The 17,273-nt window shown below is 36.4% G+C and carries 12 protein-coding genes; 8 read left to right on the top strand and 4 right to left on the bottom strand.

Annotation, left to right across the window (positions count from 1 at the left end; all coding sequences use genetic code 11):
* Nucleotides 1–6: 6 nt before the first annotated feature.
* Complete coding sequence (locus PQ459_15230) at nt 7–1,209, bottom strand: DUF5706 domain-containing protein (protein ID WDF46250.1); 1,203 nt, start codon at nt 1,207–1,209, stop codon at nt 7–9.
* A 92-nt stretch (nt 1,210–1,301) separates the two neighbouring features.
* On the opposite strand from PQ459_15230, the gene PQ459_15225 reads away from it, so the two are divergent.
* Complete coding sequence (locus tag PQ459_15225) at nt 1,302–4,979, top strand: metallophosphoesterase (GenBank protein ID WDF46249.1); 3,678 nt, start codon at nt 1,302–1,304, stop codon at nt 4,977–4,979.
* 9 nt (nt 4,980–4,988) lie between these two features.
* Nucleotides 4,989–5,525: a GNAT family N-acetyltransferase gene (locus PQ459_15220; GenBank protein WDF46248.1), complete on the top strand. Its 537-nt coding sequence runs from the start codon at nt 4,989–4,991 to the stop codon at nt 5,523–5,525.
* Here the strand turns inward: PQ459_15220 and PQ459_15215 are convergent.
* Nucleotides 5,509–6,627: an acyltransferase gene (locus tag PQ459_15215; protein ID WDF46247.1), complete on the bottom strand. Its 1,119-nt coding sequence runs from the start codon at nt 6,625–6,627 to the stop codon at nt 5,509–5,511. The two genes, PQ459_15220 and PQ459_15215, sit on opposite strands and share 17 nt — an antisense overlap.
* A 557-nt stretch (nt 6,628–7,184) precedes the next feature.
* Here PQ459_15215 and PQ459_15210 point away from each other — a divergent pair.
* Entirely contained in the window at nt 7,185–7,871 is a 687-nt protein-coding gene (locus PQ459_15210) for a histidine kinase (protein ID WDF46246.1), read from the top strand.
* Nucleotides 7,868–8,569, top strand: a complete 702-nt coding sequence (locus PQ459_15205) for a LytTR family DNA-binding domain-containing protein (GenBank protein WDF46245.1) — start codon at nt 7,868–7,870, stop codon at nt 8,567–8,569. Before PQ459_15210 ends, PQ459_15205 begins: the two co-directional genes overlap by 4 nt.
* Nucleotides 8,570–8,574: 5 nt before the next feature.
* Here the strand turns inward: PQ459_15205 and PQ459_15200 are convergent, their stop codons facing one another.
* Together PQ459_15200 and queA are read right to left on the bottom strand one after the other, a co-directional pair.
* Nucleotides 8,575–9,435: a hypothetical protein gene (locus PQ459_15200; GenBank protein WDF46244.1), complete on the bottom strand. Its 861-nt coding sequence runs from the start codon at nt 9,433–9,435 to the stop codon at nt 8,575–8,577.
* An 80-nt stretch (nt 9,436–9,515) separates the two neighbouring features.
* Nucleotides 9,516–10,565: a tRNA preQ1(34) S-adenosylmethionine ribosyltransferase-isomerase QueA gene (queA, locus tag PQ459_15195; protein ID WDF46243.1), complete on the bottom strand. Its 1,050-nt coding sequence runs from the start codon at nt 10,563–10,565 to the stop codon at nt 9,516–9,518.
* Between the two features lie 222 nt (nt 10,566–10,787).
* Between queA and PQ459_15190 the strand changes: the two genes are divergently transcribed.
* From PQ459_15190 to purF, 4 genes are all read left to right on the top strand, one after another.
* Nucleotides 10,788–12,674 carry a DUF349 domain-containing protein gene (locus tag PQ459_15190; GenBank protein ID WDF46242.1) on the top strand — a complete coding sequence of 629 codons (1,887 nt, stop codon included), beginning with the start codon at nt 10,788–10,790 and terminating at the stop codon, nt 12,672–12,674.
* A 151-nt stretch (nt 12,675–12,825) separates the two neighbouring features.
* Entirely contained in the window at nt 12,826–14,685 is a 1,860-nt protein-coding gene (locus PQ459_15185) for an endonuclease (protein ID WDF46241.1), read from the top strand.
* Nucleotides 14,686–14,876: 191 nt separating this feature from the next.
* Nucleotides 14,877–15,599: a phosphoribosylaminoimidazolesuccinocarboxamide synthase gene (locus tag PQ459_15180; GenBank protein WDF46240.1), complete on the top strand. Its 723-nt coding sequence runs from the start codon at nt 14,877–14,879 to the stop codon at nt 15,597–15,599.
* Nucleotides 15,600–15,615: 16 nt separating this feature from the next.
* The gene (gene purF, locus PQ459_15175; GenBank protein ID WDF46239.1) at nt 15,616–17,139 is read left to right on the top strand and encodes an amidophosphoribosyltransferase; all 1,524 of its coding nucleotides are present in this window, start codon (nt 15,616–15,618) and stop codon (nt 17,137–17,139) included.
* Nucleotides 17,140–17,273: the final 134 nt, after the last annotated feature.

Here is a 17,273-nt window from a genome sequence, read left to right as displayed (position 1 = left end):
CTCAATTTACATTGTCACATTCCGAAAAGCCACCACAAATGCAATCACAGAAGCAATTATTCCAATCGTGAAAACCGTGTAAGTCAGTCTCAATAATTTATATTTTCTGTTCAGCACAATTCCGAGATAATAAAGATCCTTGATCATTGTATCGTAAAGATATTGTCGGTCGGCCATCATTTCCTTCATCGCCCAAAGATATTCTTCCATCGGCATTTTGTAGAAATTTCCAAAGAATAGCAGATTCACTTTTTTCTCTTCAATTTCCTTTCGGGTAAACGTTCCGCTGGAGACTTTAGGTCGCGTTGACATGATCGCCAAAATGATACAAGCCACGCTCGACATAATCATAATAAAGGTTGGGATGATTAAGTGAGAATTGCTTGGCGCATCCAATTTTGGGATCAATGTAGACAAAGCTACAGATATAATGATTGCGTTGACAGAAAGTAAAATATTCGCTTTGCTGTCAGCAATTTGGCTCAGCTTTGTGTGGTTATTTAGCGTCACGCGAAACATCGTTTCAATGCCTCGTTCGGGAGATTCCAGTTTTTCGAGTTTTTTCTTATTCAGAAGCGCTTTGTCCTTGTCCTGACTGGATTTTTCCTTTTTATCTTCTTTCAGATTTTTAATTTTATCAAATATTTTCTCTGTGTTTTTTTGCTTAATGGGCTGCCAGTTTTCCTGAGCAAACTTAGTGTAAAACTGATGCTTGGCGAAAAAAGTAGTATTCAGTTCTGCCCATTGCAACTTGCTGAATTTCTGATGATGCACTTCTTTGATCTCTTGTCTCAGATTTTCACAAACACTGAAGTAGTCATCAGATGCCAAATGATAGAGATCCGCATCCTTGATGATATTTTCCAGATGATTGGTAGGCTTGTAGAATTTATCAGTTGCCAAAATGAGTTTACCAATTTTAGCAATTCTGGCTTCGTCAAATTGATGGCCTTTCAAGAATTTCTCTGCCATTTTTCGGCTTTCTTCTTCGTGATTTTCGCTGTCGTCGATATAACCTAGATCGTGAAACCAACCTGCCAAAAGCAGATCTTCCGTGTCTTCAGGATTTACATTTTCCTCTCTAGCTAGGATTTTGATCTTATCTACAACCTGGATGGTGTGGTCAAGATTATGATAAGTATAAACAGAAGATAATCTATCTTTGAATAAATTTTTAACGTGATCTTCCGAGATTTTCAAAATGTCCATAAAAGCAATTTGAAACAAATTTAAGAAAGTATTGTTTGCTTATTAATTTTAATTTTGTTAAATATTGTTATAATTTAATAATCCAGAAAAATATGAAATCTATTTATCAGCTTTACCTTTTGACTTTGATTTCGATAACTGCTATTTCCTGTGCAGTTCAAAGAGCTGATTACGGAAAAAATGTCCAGAATTTTGAGAAAGATTCTAGCATTAAAGACAGCATTATTCACACCTTTTATTTGGTGGGCGACGCAGGAAATCTAGATCACGACGAGGCTTTCCAAAATATGAATGTCTTGAAAGATTCACTTTCCAAAGCTTCCGAAAATAGTACTCTCATTTTCCTAGGTGATAATATCTATCCAGTTGGAATGCCAAAAAAGGATGATCAAAATAGAAATTTGGCAGAGAAAAAGCTCGACAATCAGATTTCCTTGGCCAATGATTTTGCAGGAAAAACAATTTTCATTCCCGGAAACCACGACTGGTACAACAACGGCATCAAAGGTTTGAAACGCGAAGAAGATTATGTCACGGAAAAACTGAAAGATAGATCAGCATTTTCACCTAGAAATGGTTGCCCAATTGAAACTCGAAAGATCAACAAAAAACTGACGTTGATTTTGATCGATACAGAATGGGTTTTGGCTGATTGGAGCAAGAATCCAGGAATAAATGAAAAGTGCGACCTCAAAACTAGAGAGGATTTCTACACCGAATTTGAAGACCAACTAAACAAGAATCAAAATAAAACTATTGTGGTTGCCACACACCATCCATTGATTACCCACGGTTCTCACGGCGGCAAATATTCCTGGGAGAAACAGATATTTCCTTTGGAGAATAGATTTCCATTACCAGTTTTAGGTTCGGTCATCAATTTGACTAGAGCAACCGGCGGGATCACGCATCAGGATATTTCCAGTCAGAATTACAAAAATTTGGCGGACAGAATCAAAACTTTGATCAGTGGAAGAAAAAATGTGGTGGTGGTTTCTGGTCACGACCATAATTTGCAGTATATCGAACAAGGTGATATCCGCCAGATCATCAGCGGAGCAGGCTCCAAAACTGAAGCTGCAAAAGCGACTGGTCGCAATGATTTTTCTTTTGGAAAGAATGGTTACGCTGAACTGAAGATCTCAAAATCAGGAAATGCGGAAGTGAGTTTCTACAACCTCGATTCCAAAAGATCTGAATTGTTGTTTAGAAAAACAGTTTTAGGGAAAGAAGAAAAGATCTCCAAAGATTATCCGAAAAATTTCCCGGAATATTCAGAATCTTCAATTTACGATTCTGCGATGACGAAGAAAAACAAGTTTTACGAATTCCTTTGGGGGAAACATTACAGAGAATATTACTCCAAGAAGATCAATGTCAGAAATCTTGCTTTGGACACACTTTTTGGCGGTGTAAAAACGGATAGAGCAGGAGGTGGACATCAAACCAAATCTTTGCGATTGGAAACCAAAGCCGGAAACGAATACGTCATCCGAGCTTTGAAAAAAAGTGGCGTTCGATTTTTGCAGTCAGTGGCTTTTAAAAATCAATATGTGATCGACGATTTCTCAGGAAGTTATGCGGACAAATTCCTTTTGGATTTCTACACGACCTCACATCCGTACACACCTTTGGTCATCGGAGAAATGTCGGATAAACTAGGAATCCGTCACACAACGCCGCAACTTTTTTATATTCCGAAACAGAAAACCTTAAAGAACTTCAATGAGACTTTCGGGGACGAATTGTATTATCTTGAAGACCGACCGATGGAAACGGAGGAAAACCCGAACAAGGTTGTAGGAACAGATGAAGTGATCCTGAATCTTGCGAAAGATGAGAAATATAAAATCGATGAAAAAGAGTGGATCAAAGCACGTTTGTTCGATATGCTGATCGGCGATTGGGACAGACATCACGACCAATGGAAATTTGAAGCGAGAAAAGAAAACGGAAACGTGATCTACAGCCCAATTCCGAAAGACAGAGATCAGGCGTTTGCAAAATATGACGGTTTCATTACAGAAATCTTAATGGAATTTCCGGAACTGAAACATATGCAAACCTTTGACAAAGAGATAGAAAGCGTAAAATGGTTCAACCGCGAGCCTTATCCGTTGGATCTGGTTTTTGCTAAGAATTCAATCCAGAAAGATTGGTTGAAAGAAGCAGAATTCATTCAAAATAATTTAACTGAAAATGATATTCGTGAAGCTTTTAAAAATTTACCAAAAGAAATTCAGGACAAAGTTTCAGAAGATTTGATTCAAAAATTATTGATCAGAAAAGGTGACCTTCAGAAATACGCCTCACAATACTATAAGGTCTTACAGGAAAAAGTAATCCTAACGGGAACCGATAAAAAAGACAAATTTGTCATCACAAGATTCCCAAACGATCAAACGGAAATCAAGATCTTCAGATTGAAAAAATCCGGCGAGGAATTGGCTTCCTCTAAAATATATCCTGGCGAAGTTACCAAAGAGATCTTGCTTTACGGCTTGGATGATGATGACGAATTTGTAGTGCAAGGCAATAATAAAACAAGCATCAGAATTGAACTTCTAGGCGGTTTGGACAATGACAAATATTCGGTCTCAAATTCCAAAAAAGTGAAGATCTACGACTACAAAAGCAAGAAGAATGATTTTGAGAATAAAGGCAATGCAAGACTAAAATTGACCGATGATTACGACATCAACCAATACAATTACAGAAATCCGAAGTACAACGTTTTTACCACATATATGAATTTCAATTTCAATCCGGATGATGCGTTGGCAATCGGTTTCAATGCCGATTACACGGTGAATGATTTTATCAAAAAACCATATTCTCAAAAACACCATTTCTTAGCGAATTATTTCACCGGAACAGAAGGTTATGAGTTCGCTTACCAAGGCTTGTTTCCTACGCTGACAGGCGGCTGGTTCTATGGTCTGGACACGAGAGTGACCAGTTCGCATTACATCCGAAATTTCTACGGAATCGGAAATGAGACCATTAATCCAAAAAATGAATTTGGAACGCGTTTTAATAATGTAAGAGCGCGTGAATTTGCGTTTTCTCCTTCCATCAACTGGAACAAAAATGCAGCAACTTTCTCTGCAAAACTGAAATATGAAATCCTTGAGATTGCCAAAACGGCCGACCGTTATATTTCTTTGCCTGGCGTTGTGACCGAAGATGTTTTCAATGCAAAACAATTTGGAGGTGCCGATGTTTCCTTCATTTACGAAAATTACGACAACAAAGCGAATCCAAAGTTGGGAATGAAATTCGATGTGAGAGCGGTTTACAATATCAATCTTCAAAATACGGACAGACAGTTTACATCGGTCGAAACCGGACTTGGTTTTCTCCATTATTTGACGCAAGATAAGAGGTTGGTCTGGTCATCTTATGCCAAGGCAAAATGGCTTCTAGGAAACGATTATGAGTTCTATCAAATGTCAACTTTAGGTGGGAATACAGATTTGCGCGGTTTCCGATTCAACCGTTTTTATGGGAAAAATTCCTTCTATCAAAGTTCTGATCTGAGATATGAAGTAGGCAAGATCAAGAACTCAATTTTACCTTTGACTTATGGATTTTTTGGTGGATTTGATGTTGGAAGGGTTTGGGTTCCGAATGAACATTCAAACAAATGGCACAACTCGTATGGCGGTGGATTTTGGTTGAATGCCGTGGATGCAATCTCTGCAAACGTCTCCTATTTCACATCCTCTGACGGTGGAAGATTGGTTGTGGGAATTGGCGGAACTTTTTAAATTAATACGATGATAGAGACCGAACGTCTAATTCTGAAGCCATATTCGTTGGATTTTGCCGAGGAGTTTTATGTTAAATTTCAGAATGATAGAGCTTACCTCGAAGATTATTTTTCCAGAACTTTAAGTGTTACCAAAACTCTCGAAGAAACCGAGTTTTACTTCAAAAAGAAAATTCAGAGTTTTCAGAATAATGAAGGTTTTTACTTTGGGATTTTTCTAAAAGATTCCGATGAATTGATTGGTCATATTTCTGTCCGAGAGATCGATTGGAGCGTACCAAAAGGAGAGTTGGCCTATTTCATCTTCAGTAATTATTCTGGACATAAATATGCTTATGAAGCTCTGAAAACCTTCCGCGATTTTTGTATCAATGAAAAAGAGATGATCCGGATCTTTATGAAAATTGCACCAGACAATATTGCCAGCAAAAAAGTGGCAGAATTCTGTGGTTTTGAATTGGAAGGTTTACTGAGAAATGACTACAGAAAAAGACAGGAAGTTCTTACGGATATGTTGCTTTATTCTTTTACAAAGAAAGATTAGCAGAGATTTTATTCCTCAATTTCAAACTTGGCTTTTCAATAAAATATCTGTAAAATAATCCTCCAATAATACATCCAATTAGACAGATAATCAATGATAAATTTTCCGAAACAGAAATTTTGTAATACTCTATCAGGCTTTGAATGATGTGGATAATTCCTTTATGAGAAAGATAGATTGCAAAAGATAAATTCGCTAATTGAGTCGTGAAATAGTTTATTGATTTGTTCAGGAATGAGGATTTAGAAATTGCAGAAATCACTATAAAACCATAACTTATAGCAACGAAAGTGAAACCAAATATCGATGCAGTTTCAGTAGTTTGGTCATTACAAATCCAAAATGAAAAACCAAGAAAAGCTAATCCTAATAGGAAAAACAGATTACCATTTTCATCAATCAATTTTCTGAATTTCGAAGAATATTGAAAAAGATATCCAATCAAAACCCCAATTGCCAGTCCGTCCAATCTTGTGTGTGTTGGATAATAAATTTTCATGTACCAGACTTTCCAAAATTCACTCGAATTGAGATTGGGAAAAACATATTCCTGCCAAGAAAAATATCTTGCCGAAATCGAAAATAGTATGATTATGAAGATTATAAACTTTAGATATTTGAATGTTTTTGATTTGATGAGTAATAGGAGTGAAAAAGGCAGAATCAGATAGAATTGTTCCTCGATACACAAAGACCAAGCGTGTGAAAATGTTCCGTTGTTGATGACATCTAAGCCATAATTCTGAGTGAAAGTGAAAAATTTCAATAACGGCGAAAGCGATTCTCTTTCTCTGAAAAATGGAAAGCAGAAATATAACAGCAATGTGAAAAAATAAGGCGGGATAATTCTGAAAAAACGTTTTATGAAGAATGATTTTACACTAAAATTCCCCCGATTTTTAATTTCTTTAAATAATTGATTTGAAATCAAAAAACCGCTTAATACAAAAAATAAATCAACTCCTGTCCACCCAAAACGTCCATAAATGTCTATCCAATTTGGGTGCGAAAAAGCGCGATAATGATACATTAATACCAAAAGAATTGCAATGGCTCTTAAATGGTCTAATCCAATAAATCTTTGAGAAGAAGTTGTCTGCATTAATTTTTTTTCCTGCAAGATGTTTGGAATTTTATTGTGATTTTAAAATAATATTCAGAAAGCGAAGATTATTATGTGTATTACTTTTTTTGCACTTTAAATTATCATTCTGGTTGTTTGTCATTCGATTTGCCAATTCTACATTCATAAAAGTTTTTTTCGAATTATAATTTATAATTTTGAAGATTGTGAAAATCGGAACTTGGAAAAAATATCAATCAAACATTGGCTTTCAAATTTTATTTTGGACAGCATTATTTCTTTTAATAGAAGCGAGGAATTATGGACATTATGAGAACGCTAATATCCAATTGATTTTTTACTATGATTTGTGCCATTGGATTTTTCAGATTATCAGCGGGAATTTTATTTATTATGTTCTCATAAAGCATTTTTTTGACCGAAAAAATTATTTCTTATTTTCAGTTTTACTGCTTATTTCTCTGTATGTTTTTTCTGTCATTAATCGCCTTTTTATTGTTTACATAGCTGAACCATTTTTTTGTAATTCTCCACAGGACAGCATTTATAGCATTTTTACAGACATCAGATATTTATTGATTAACTATACTTTTTCTATTATTACAGGCGATTTTGCCTTTGTCTCTGCGATGTTTATGTTGCGATATAAAAGTGAAAAACAAAACACAACCAAACTTCTTAAGGAAAAAGCAGAGTTAGAATTAAAGGTTCTGAAATCACAGCTTAATCCACATTTTTTATTTAATACACTCAATAATATTTATTCTCTCTCCATTATTAATTCAGGGAAAACATCAGAATCTATAAGTAGACTTTCGGAGATTTTGGATTATGTTCTTTATAAAGGTCAACATAAAACAGTTATTGTTTCTGATGAAATTTCTATCATTGATGATTATATTGAGCTTGAAAAACTCCGATATGACGAACGTTTAAAAATATTCAAAACTCAAAAGCTGAATTCTGAAAACAAAATTCCGCCGTTGTTGTATCTTTCTTTGGTTGAAAACTCTTTTAAACACGGCGCTGGAAAATCTTTTGGAGATATTGAAATTAATATTGAAATTGAAACTGATGAAAATCAATCCGTTTTTCGGATTAAAAACACCTATTCGGAAATTTTAAAATCTGAACGAGAAAGTTTGGGATTAAATAATATAGAAGAGCAACTGAAAATCTTTTACAACAATCAGTTTGAATTTAATATTTTGCAAAATGAAAATTGGTTTAGTGTAGAAATAATTACGCCCGCAACAAAGTGATAAATTGTATTATAATTGATGATGAACCTTTGGCTATCAAACTTTTGGAAAATCATATTTCAAAGATTGATTCCTTGAAATTGGTTGCAACTGCAAAAAATGCAATTGAAGCTTATCAAATATTGCAGACAAAATCTATTGACCTGATGTTTCTGGATATTGAAATGCCCAATCTTAACGGGATCGAATTTCTGAAATCCCTCAATCAAAAACCCAAAACCATTTTCACTACAGCTTATCGCGAATTTGCCATAGAAGGATTTGAATTAGAAGCGGTTGACTATATTCTGAAACCAATTACATTCGAAAGATTTTTCAAATCTATAGAGCGTGTGTTGAGAAACATTTCTTCTAATGAAAAAGTTGAAGATTTTATCATTGTAAAAGCTGATAGATTGAATCGGAAAATAATTTTATCCGATATTCTCTACTTTGAAAGCCAAGGAAATGATGTGAGAATCATTTTAGAAAACGAAGAAAAAATCGTTACTAAAAATAAAATTATGGATTTAGAAAATTCACTTTCTGATAAAGGTTTTGTAAGGATTCATCGTTCGTTTTTAATTAATTCAAAATATGTGACTGCATTCAATAACAATGAAATTATATTGAATAAATACAGCCTTCCTGTAGGTAGAAGTTATAAGAAAGAATTTGAGGATTTTGTGACGCAATTTTCCGCTTCCAAATTATTATGATTGAATTATTTCAATTTCAACTGATAAAGATTTCCGGTGATTTTCTTATCACCTTCATCTGTCATCCAGATCGTGTTTTCATCTTTAAAGCAAAGTCCTTCTTTTTGTGTATGGTGATTCAGCTCAATTTTTTCGACATCTCCGGAGAAGAAATTGTCGCCTTTCCAATTCGTGAAGATCCAAACTTTATCGGAACTCAAAATCGCAACTTTGTCCTTATCTGGACTGATGTCAGCGCTCGTCACCGCACAATGATTGAACTGGTCGCAAGTCACAAAACTTCCAAGTTTTTTAGCTGGTAATTTCTGAAGTGGGTTATTTTCAACTTCGTAAAGGACGGTTGTTCCGTCAAATTTTGAACTTCTATTTTTCGTGAACAGATAGAATTTATTTTTAAAGATAAAGAACGATTCTACATCAAAAATCCTGTCTTTTTTCTTCGGTGGAAATTCCGTCTGCTCAGGATAGTAAAATTCAACAATGAACTGTGCTTTTGCTTCGTCCTTATTAAGGTCTGCTGCATTGATTTTATAGATGGCAAGATTTTGTCGGTCGTTGTCATTATTTCCAAAATCGCCAATGTAAATGTTTCCTTCTTCGTCAGAGGTCAGATCTTCCCAATCATTATTTTCAACATTTGTGATGGTGATCTGTTTTACCAATTCACCTTTTTCATTGAACCCGAAAAGAATATTATGGTTGTGATTGTCCTCGATGGTCCAGATCAAGGGCGACGCTTTTGAGATTTCTGCAGCAGATGCTTCTTTTATTTTTTTTGGTAATGAGGCGATGGTAGAAAAATTTTCCTGCGTTTGAGAACAAGAAAATGTGATCGATAGTAAGGCTAAGAAGGAAAATACTTTCATACGATGAAATTAAATAAAATATAAGACATAAAAAAATGCGCAACCAAAAAGCTGCGCATTTATATTTAAAATCAAGATTCTTAAAGGATCAACATCGCGTCTCCGTAAGAATAGAATTTGTATTTCTCTTTGATTGCTTCCTCATAAGCTCTCATAATGAAATCTTTGTTGGAGAACGCAGCGATCATCATGATCAACGTAGATTTTGGTGTGTGGAAGTTGGTGATCATCGCATTGGCAACTCCGAAATCGTGTGGCGGATAGATGAACTTGTTGGTCCAACCTCTGTAAGCAGAGATCTTTTTGTTAGAAGAGACAGACGTTTCCAAAGCTCTCATCGTAGTTGTCCCAACGGCACAAACTCTGCGTCCTTCTTCAACAGCTTTGTTGATGATGGCAGCATTTTTCTCATCGATGATGGCCTCTTCAGATTCCATTTTGTGTTTGGAAAGATCCTCAACTTCGATCGGGTTGAAAGTTCCTAGACCAACGTGAAGCGTGATCTCAGCGAAATCGATTCCTTTGATCTCCAATCTTTTCATCAAATGTTTTGAGAAGTGAAGACCAGCTGTTGGCGCTGCTACAGCACCTTCGATTTTTGCGTAGATCGTCTGATATCTGTCGGCATCTTCTGGTTCTACATCTCTTTTGATATATTTTGGAAGTGGCGTTTCACCCAGTTCTGTCAGTTTTGCACGGAATTCCTCGTAAGAACCATCGAATAAGAATCTAAGTGTTCTTCCTCTTGATGTCGTGTTGTCGATCACTTCTGCTACCAGAGATTCGTCCTCTGTAAAGAACAATTTGTTACCAATTCTGATCTTTCTAGCTGGATCTACCAAAACATCCCAAACGCGTGTTTCACGGTCCAATTCTCTCAATAAGAAAACTTCGATCTTAGCTCCTGTTTTTTCTTTGTTCCCAAATAATCTTGCTGGGAAAACCTTAGTATTGTTGAAAATGAAAAGATCTTTCTCGTCAAAATATTCTATAACGTCTTTGAATAGACGGTGTGTAATAGTTTCTGTCTTTCTGTCAAGAACCATCAATCTAGCTTCGTCACGGTTTTCTGATGGGTGTTCGGCTAGTAATTCTTCTGGCAGATCAAAATTAAAATCGGATGTCTTCATAAAATTTACGGATTTTATTGTATTAAAATATGTTCGAATGGCAAAGATACAACATTAGAAAGCCTTTGTCAAGTAAAACTGACTTTTGGAAAATCAAATTGACGACATTGTGAATTATTTAATATTTTTTTGGAAAATTAGTAATGTTATTTGGTGTTTTCTACAAAAAACATTTAATTTAGTGCATTTAAAAGTTGTTATCGCCAATTAATTCGCTTTGTTATGAGTATTGAAAACGAAAATCCTGAAATCGAAAAACCAAATTCTGAAGTCGAGTCTGCTGAAAATCAATCAGTAGAAGAAGTGACATCAGAAGTAGTTTCCGAAAATGAAAAGATAGAATCTGCTGAACCCGAATCCACAGAAGAAGTTCCTGTAGAGGAAAAAACGGAGACTGAGGCTGAACCGGAAGCTGAACATCAGGAAATCGAGACTGTGGAAGAAAACTATTCCAATCTTTCTTTGAAGGAAACTTTGGACGAGATGGAAAGTATCGTCAACAAAGATGATGCGCATTCGTTTTCGAAAAAATTCAATGCCCTAAGAGATCACGCGAATCATAAAGTGGCAGACGAGGTTGAAGATAAAAAGCACGATTTTGTGGAGCAGGGAAATGAGGAAGAGCATTTTGAGTTCAATCATCCGCAAGCTTCAAAACTATCTGCCTTGGTCAACATCTTCAGAGAAAAGCAGGACAAATTCCATAAGTCTCAGGAAGCGGACCATCAAAAAAATCTGGACGAGAGACTGAGCATTATAGAAAGACTTAAAAATCTTTATACGAATTCTGAACCTGGCGTCAATCTTTTCAAATCGATAAGAGAGATCAAAGAAGCTTGGGGAAATGCAGGACAAGTGGCCAAATCCGAATTTAAAAACCTTAACAACAATTATTTCCACCATCTGAAAATGTTCAATGAGATGTTGGATTTGAATAAAGAATTCCTTCATCAGGAATTTGCCCACAATCTGGAAAAAAGACAACACATCATCTCAAGAGCCAAAGAATTGCTAGACGAAAAAGTAGTTCAAAAAGCCTTGAATGAATTGCAATATCTTCACAAGCTTTGGAAAGAAGAAGCCGAACCTGTAGCAGAGGAATTCCGTGAGAAAACCTGGGAAGAGTTCAAAGAAGTTTCCAACAAGATCCACGAAAGAAAATCTGAGTTGATTGCTGTCATCGAATCTGAACAATTGGAAAATCTCGAGAAGAAAACCAAAATCATCGAGGAACTGAAAACGCTTGCAAAACCAGAATCTATCAACCATACTTATTGGCAACAAGCGATAAAGAGAGTAGAAGACCTGCGTACCGAGTTCCTAAAATTGGGGCCAGTTCCGAAGAAAGTTTCCAATCAAAATTGGACAGATTTCAAAGTGGTTTTGAGAGAGTTCAACACTGGGAAAAATGATTTCTATAAAAATCTGAAAGGTTCACAAATTCACAATCTTGAAGCAAAACAAGGTCTGATAAAAACTGCTCAGGACAATATGAATTCTGAAGATTGGGATATTGTGGTTCCACTTTTCAAAAAACTTCAGGAAGACTGGAAAACCATCGGTCACGTTCCTAGGAGCCAAGCGAACAAAGTTTGGGACGATTTCCGTGATGCTTGCAATACATTCTTCAAAAATTACAGAGAAAAAAATAACGCGACGGGCGATAACTGGAAGGATAATTACAAAAGCAAAAAAGCACTTCTTGAAGACCTGAAAGCTTTGACAGACGAGGAAGGTTCTGTGGAGAAAATCGAGACTATCAAAAACGCGTGGAATGCGGTTGGTAAAGTTCCGAAAGATAAATTGTCCATCAATACGGAATTCAACAAAACGCTTAGAGAGAAGTTGAAACTCAACAAAATCAATGAGTTCGATCTGAAAGAGGAAAACCTTTCCGAAAGCCAGTTGACAGACAAAGCGAGAAAGATCAAAAATCAGGTGGCTGACCTGGAATCAGAGATTGTGCAGCTTGAGAACAACTTGTCATTCTTTGGCACTGCAACACGCGATAATCCTTTATTGAAAGACACTTACGAAAAATTGGACAGCAAAAAAGAACAGTTGGAAAGTTTGAAACTTTCACTTCATAATATTATTGCTGGAGAATAAACAAGTTTATATAAATCATAGAAATCCCCTTTCGTAGGGGATTTTTTTGTTTAGTACTTCAATGTAAATCATTATTAATATTCAAATTCAAAATAATAAATTAAATCTTGTAAAAAAATGATATTTTTATGACCGTTATTAAATCTGAATTATGTTGAAAAAATACTTACTTATATTATCTGCTTTCCCAATTTTTAGCCTTGCTCAGGCTCCGGCGGAATATTACTCTGGGACAGAAAATCTGTCAGGTTATGCTTTGAAGACCAAGCTTCACGAAATTATTTCTACAAAGACATTCAATTACCATTACGATGATTTGAAGACTCTTTATGGGCAAACAGATCTAGATAAGTATTATGATTATGGTGCCGATAACACAACTTACTTATTAGACCTTTATTCAAATAATCCGACTGGGACAACTGCGTATCATTATACACTTAACAACATTATTGGAAGTGCAAATGCAGAAGGACTTGGATGGAATCGTGAACATATGATGCCGCAAAGTTCCTTCAATAGCGCCTATCCGATGTATTCCGATTTGTTTTTCGTAATACCGACCGACGCGAGGATCAACCAGCTGAGAAGCAATTATCCTTATGGAAAAGCAGGTTCAACGGTTTATTACAATTTTACCAACGGGTCAAAGCAAGCTTTAAACGGAACACCTAATGCGACTTACACAGGCAGGGTTTATGAGCCTGTTGATGAGTTCAAAGGCGATGTGGCAAGGTCTCTTTTGTATTTTGCCGTTCGATATGAAGGGAAATTAGGAAACTTCAATTTTACCACCAACGCGGCTGACCCGACAAAAGACCAAAATCCTTTGGACGGAAGTGAGGAGAAAGCCTACGAAAGTTGGTACATCGCAATGCTTCTCAATTGGCATCAGCAAGATCCGGTTTCGCAAAGAGAGATTGATAGGAATAATTCGGTTTTCAATATTCAGAAAAATAGAAATCCATTTGTTGATCATCCGGAATGGGTAAGCGCTATCTGGAATCAAACTTCCGATAATGTGGCGCCGACAGCACCTTCTTCACTTTTGTTAGCGAGAAATTCCGCTTATTTTGTTAACTTGACCTGGCAAGCCAATTCAGAACCTGATGTTATTGGCTATAGAATATATCAGGATAATGTTTTGGTGGCGACTACAAAAACTAATTCAGTTTCGATTGACCATTTGACACCAGGAACGAGTTATAATTTCACTGTTAAAGCCTATGATAATTCTTATCTGGAAAGTCCGCAGAGCAATACTTTGAATGTTACAACTTTAGCAACCGATGTTTTTGCAAAAGACCTTCAAATCGTTAAATATCTCGAAGGAACGGGCTACAACAAAGCTTTTGAGATTGCCAACAGAACTGGTCACGCTATTGATTTGGAAAAATACAAGTTGGGAATCCAATTGAAGATTAGCAATTATTTTTTCGGAGAACCAACGGAATTGGAAGGAAAGATAGAAGATAACCAAAGTTTTGTGGTCATCAACCCGAATGCGAACTTCAGTTGTTTTGATGTTTCGAATGCAAAATTTGTATCCAACGCACCAGCACTTACTTTTACAGGAACAAACTATGTAGAATTATCTTATAAGTCAACTACAATTGACGCGGTAGGAAGCAAAGGCGTTGACAATACGAACGCAAATAAATCCCTTTACAGAAATGCAGATGTCATCAATCCAACATCAACTTTCGATAGTGCGGAATGGACAACCTACGAATCAGATTATTGTTTGAACCTTGGTACATTGGCGGTGAATAATGTTAATAATAAAATTAATGAGATCAGTATCTATCCAAATCCAGTGGCGGATGTCCTCAACATCAACGGTGATGTGAGTAAAGTGAAATCTGCTAAAATATATGACCTGTCTGGAAAATTAATAAAAAACATTAATGATCCATTTGTTAATCAAAGATCGATCAATGTCAGCTCATTGCTCCCAAATACTTATATCTTGAATATCGACGGAAGATCTGTAAAATTCATCAAAAGATAGAATTGGATTTTCTCAAAATATAATTTAAAAAGCCTTTGAAAATTGGCTTTTTTTTATTTGATGACCTTCTTATCCTGTGGTATTAATTTTATGTAAAAAATTCGTAAATTTGTGCGTAAATCTAATCAGTAAAAAAGTTTGAACGGAAATCGTCGTGAAAGCGAATTCTGTTTGAAAAAATGAAAGTCATTATGAGTCAAAAGAAAGAAATGCTTTACGAAGGTAAGGCTAAACAGGTTTTTGCTACAGACAAGCCTGACGAAGTTGTTGTACGTTACAAAGATGATGCTACAGCCTTCAATGCACAAAAGCGTGGACAGTTCGATAGAAAAGGCGAATTGAACAATGCAATTTCTACACTTATTTTCGGATATCTTGCAGAAAAGGGAATTCCAACGCACTTCATCGCAAAACTGGATGACAGAGAGCAGCTGGTAAAAAAAGTGGACATCATTCCTTTGGAAATGGTCGTTCGTAACTATGTTGCTGGAAGTATGGCTCAGAGATTGGGCGTGGAGGAAGGATTGAAATCACCAGTCACTATTTTTGATCTTTGTTTCAAAAGAGACGACCTTGGAGATCCGTTGATCAACGATCATCACGCAGTTTTCCTTGGTGCAGCCACTTATGATGAACTAAACGAAATGTACGCTTTGACAGATAAGATCAACCAACTTTTGATCGACCTGTTTGACAAAGCCAATGTGATCCTTGTAGATTTCAAGATCGAGTTGGGAAAAACCTCAGATGGCAAAATTGTTTTGGCAGATGAGATCTCTCCAGATACTTGCAGACTTTGGGACAAGGACACGATGAAAAAGCTGGATAAAGATAGATTCAGAAGAGATCTGGGTGAAATCACAGAAGCTTACGTTGAGATCTACGACAGACTACAAACCGCTTTAGCTAAATAATCCAAAAACCAAATCAATGGATTTAGAATTTCAAGAATATAGCACATTACCGAAATATGCTTTTCAAAACCGCTATCAGGAATTCGAAGAAACCAAGCATCTTTCCAAAGAAGAAAAGGAAGCTCATTATCCTTTTGATAAAATGGAAGAGGAATGTGGCGTTTTTGGATTGCATTCTACAGAGAATCAAGACACCTTTTCGTTGTCACAGTTCGGACTTTTTGCTTTGCAGCACCGTGGCCAGGAAGCTTGTGGGATAGCTGTTGGGAACAACGGGAAGATCCATTCTGTGAAAGATGAAGGTCTCGTTTTGGACGTTTTCAAATCGATAGAAGATCCTCAGCAATATATGGGAAGCACCGTGATCGGTCACACCAGGTATACGACTGCGGGAGACAAAAAGAAATATAACTTTCAACCGTTCTTTGCAAAGAATGAGTATGATCAGATCATCCTTTCGATTGCTCACAACGGGAATTTGACCAATGCCAAGCAACTCAGAAAAGAATTGGAAGATGAAGGCGTGGTTTTCCGTGCGACTTCTGACACCGAGGTTATCTTAAGATTAATTCAAAAAAATCTGGATCTTGGACTTCGTGGTGCCATCAAAGCCACGATGGAAAAGATCGAAGGTGCTTATTCCGTAGTTGGAATTACAAGAAACAAGTTTTTCGCTTTCCGAGATTTCAATGGGATCAGACCTTTGGTTTTGGGCGCAATCGATGAGAATACATTCGTTGTAGCTTCAGAGAGTTGTGCTTTGGATGGAGTAGGAGCGCAATATGTGCGTGATGTTTTGCCAGGCGAGATCATTTATACGAGTGATAATGAGAAAGGTCTGCAATCTTACATCGTGAAAGACGATTGTGTCAATAAGATTTGTGCTTTCGAGTATATTTACTTTGCCAGACCAGATTCTACATTGGAAGGAATCAATGTACACGAGGTTCGTGAAAAATCCGGAATGAAAATTTGGGAACAAGCGCCTGTGGATGCAGATATTGTGATTGGTGTTCCAGATTCTGGCGTTCCTGCTGCGATTGGTTTTTCCAAGGCTTCAGGCATTCCGTTCCGTCCAGTTTTGATCAAGAATAGATATATTGGACGTTCGTTCATTATTCCATCACAGGAAATGAGAGAACATTTGGTCAACTTGAAATTGAATCCCATTGTTTCTGAGATCAAAGGAAAAAGAGTTGTGATCATCGATGATTCCATCGTTCGTGGGACGACTTCCAAACGTTTGGTGAAGATATTGAAAAACGCAGGTGTGAAGGAAATCCACTTCCGAAGTGTGTCTCCGCCGATCATTGCGCCGTGTTTTCTTGGAATTGATACACCAACAAAAGACGATCTGATCTCTGCCAATATGAATAAGGAAGAACTCAGAAAATATCTGGATGTTGACAGTTTAGAATTCCTAAGCGTTGATAATTTGATCAGTATTTTAGGTTCGCCAGATCACTGTTTTGGATGTTTTACGGAAAAATATCCGGTAAAGAATCCGGATGAGCTGGCATTTGTAGATCAGGGTGATTAGAATTTGACTGCGTAGATCCATTGCAATTAGGATTGCTTATTTATAAAATAAAAAACCTCCAAAACGAGTAATTGTTTTGGAGGTTTTTTTGTTTCAAACTTTGAGGAATAGAAACAAAAAACCCTGCCGAAGCA

Source organism: Chryseobacterium sp. KACC 21268 (genome assembly GCA_028736075.1).
GTDB lineage: Bacteria > Bacteroidota > Bacteroidia > Flavobacteriales > Weeksellaceae > Epilithonimonas.
This window is presented reverse-complemented; position numbering and strand designations above follow the sequence as displayed.

Coding starts and splice junctions, on each gene's coding strand:
- PQ459_15215 (WDF46247.1), bottom strand. CDS start 6,627: ATGCAGACAACTTCTTCTCAAAGATTTATTGGATTAGACCATTTAAGA.
- queA (WDF46243.1), bottom strand. CDS start 10,565: ATGAAGACATCCGATTTTAATTTTGATCTGCCAGAAGAATTACTAGCC.
- PQ459_15190 (WDF46242.1), top strand. CDS start 10,788: ATGAGTATTGAAAACGAAAATCCTGAAATCGAAAAACCAAATTCTGAA.
- PQ459_15200 (WDF46244.1), bottom strand. CDS start 9,435: ATGAAAGTATTTTCCTTCTTAGCCTTACTATCGATCACATTTTCTTGT.
- purF (WDF46239.1), top strand. CDS start 15,616: ATGGATTTAGAATTTCAAGAATATAGCACATTACCGAAATATGCTTTT.
- PQ459_15220 (WDF46248.1), top strand. CDS start 4,989: ATGATAGAGACCGAACGTCTAATTCTGAAGCCATATTCGTTGGATTTT.
- PQ459_15225 (WDF46249.1), top strand. CDS start 1,302: ATGAAATCTATTTATCAGCTTTACCTTTTGACTTTGATTTCGATAACT.
- PQ459_15180 (WDF46240.1), top strand. CDS start 14,877: ATGAGTCAAAAGAAAGAAATGCTTTACGAAGGTAAGGCTAAACAGGTT.
- PQ459_15185 (WDF46241.1), top strand. CDS start 12,826: ATGTTGAAAAAATACTTACTTATATTATCTGCTTTCCCAATTTTTAGC.
- PQ459_15230 (WDF46250.1), bottom strand. CDS start 1,209: ATGGACATTTTGAAAATCTCGGAAGATCACGTTAAAAATTTATTCAAA.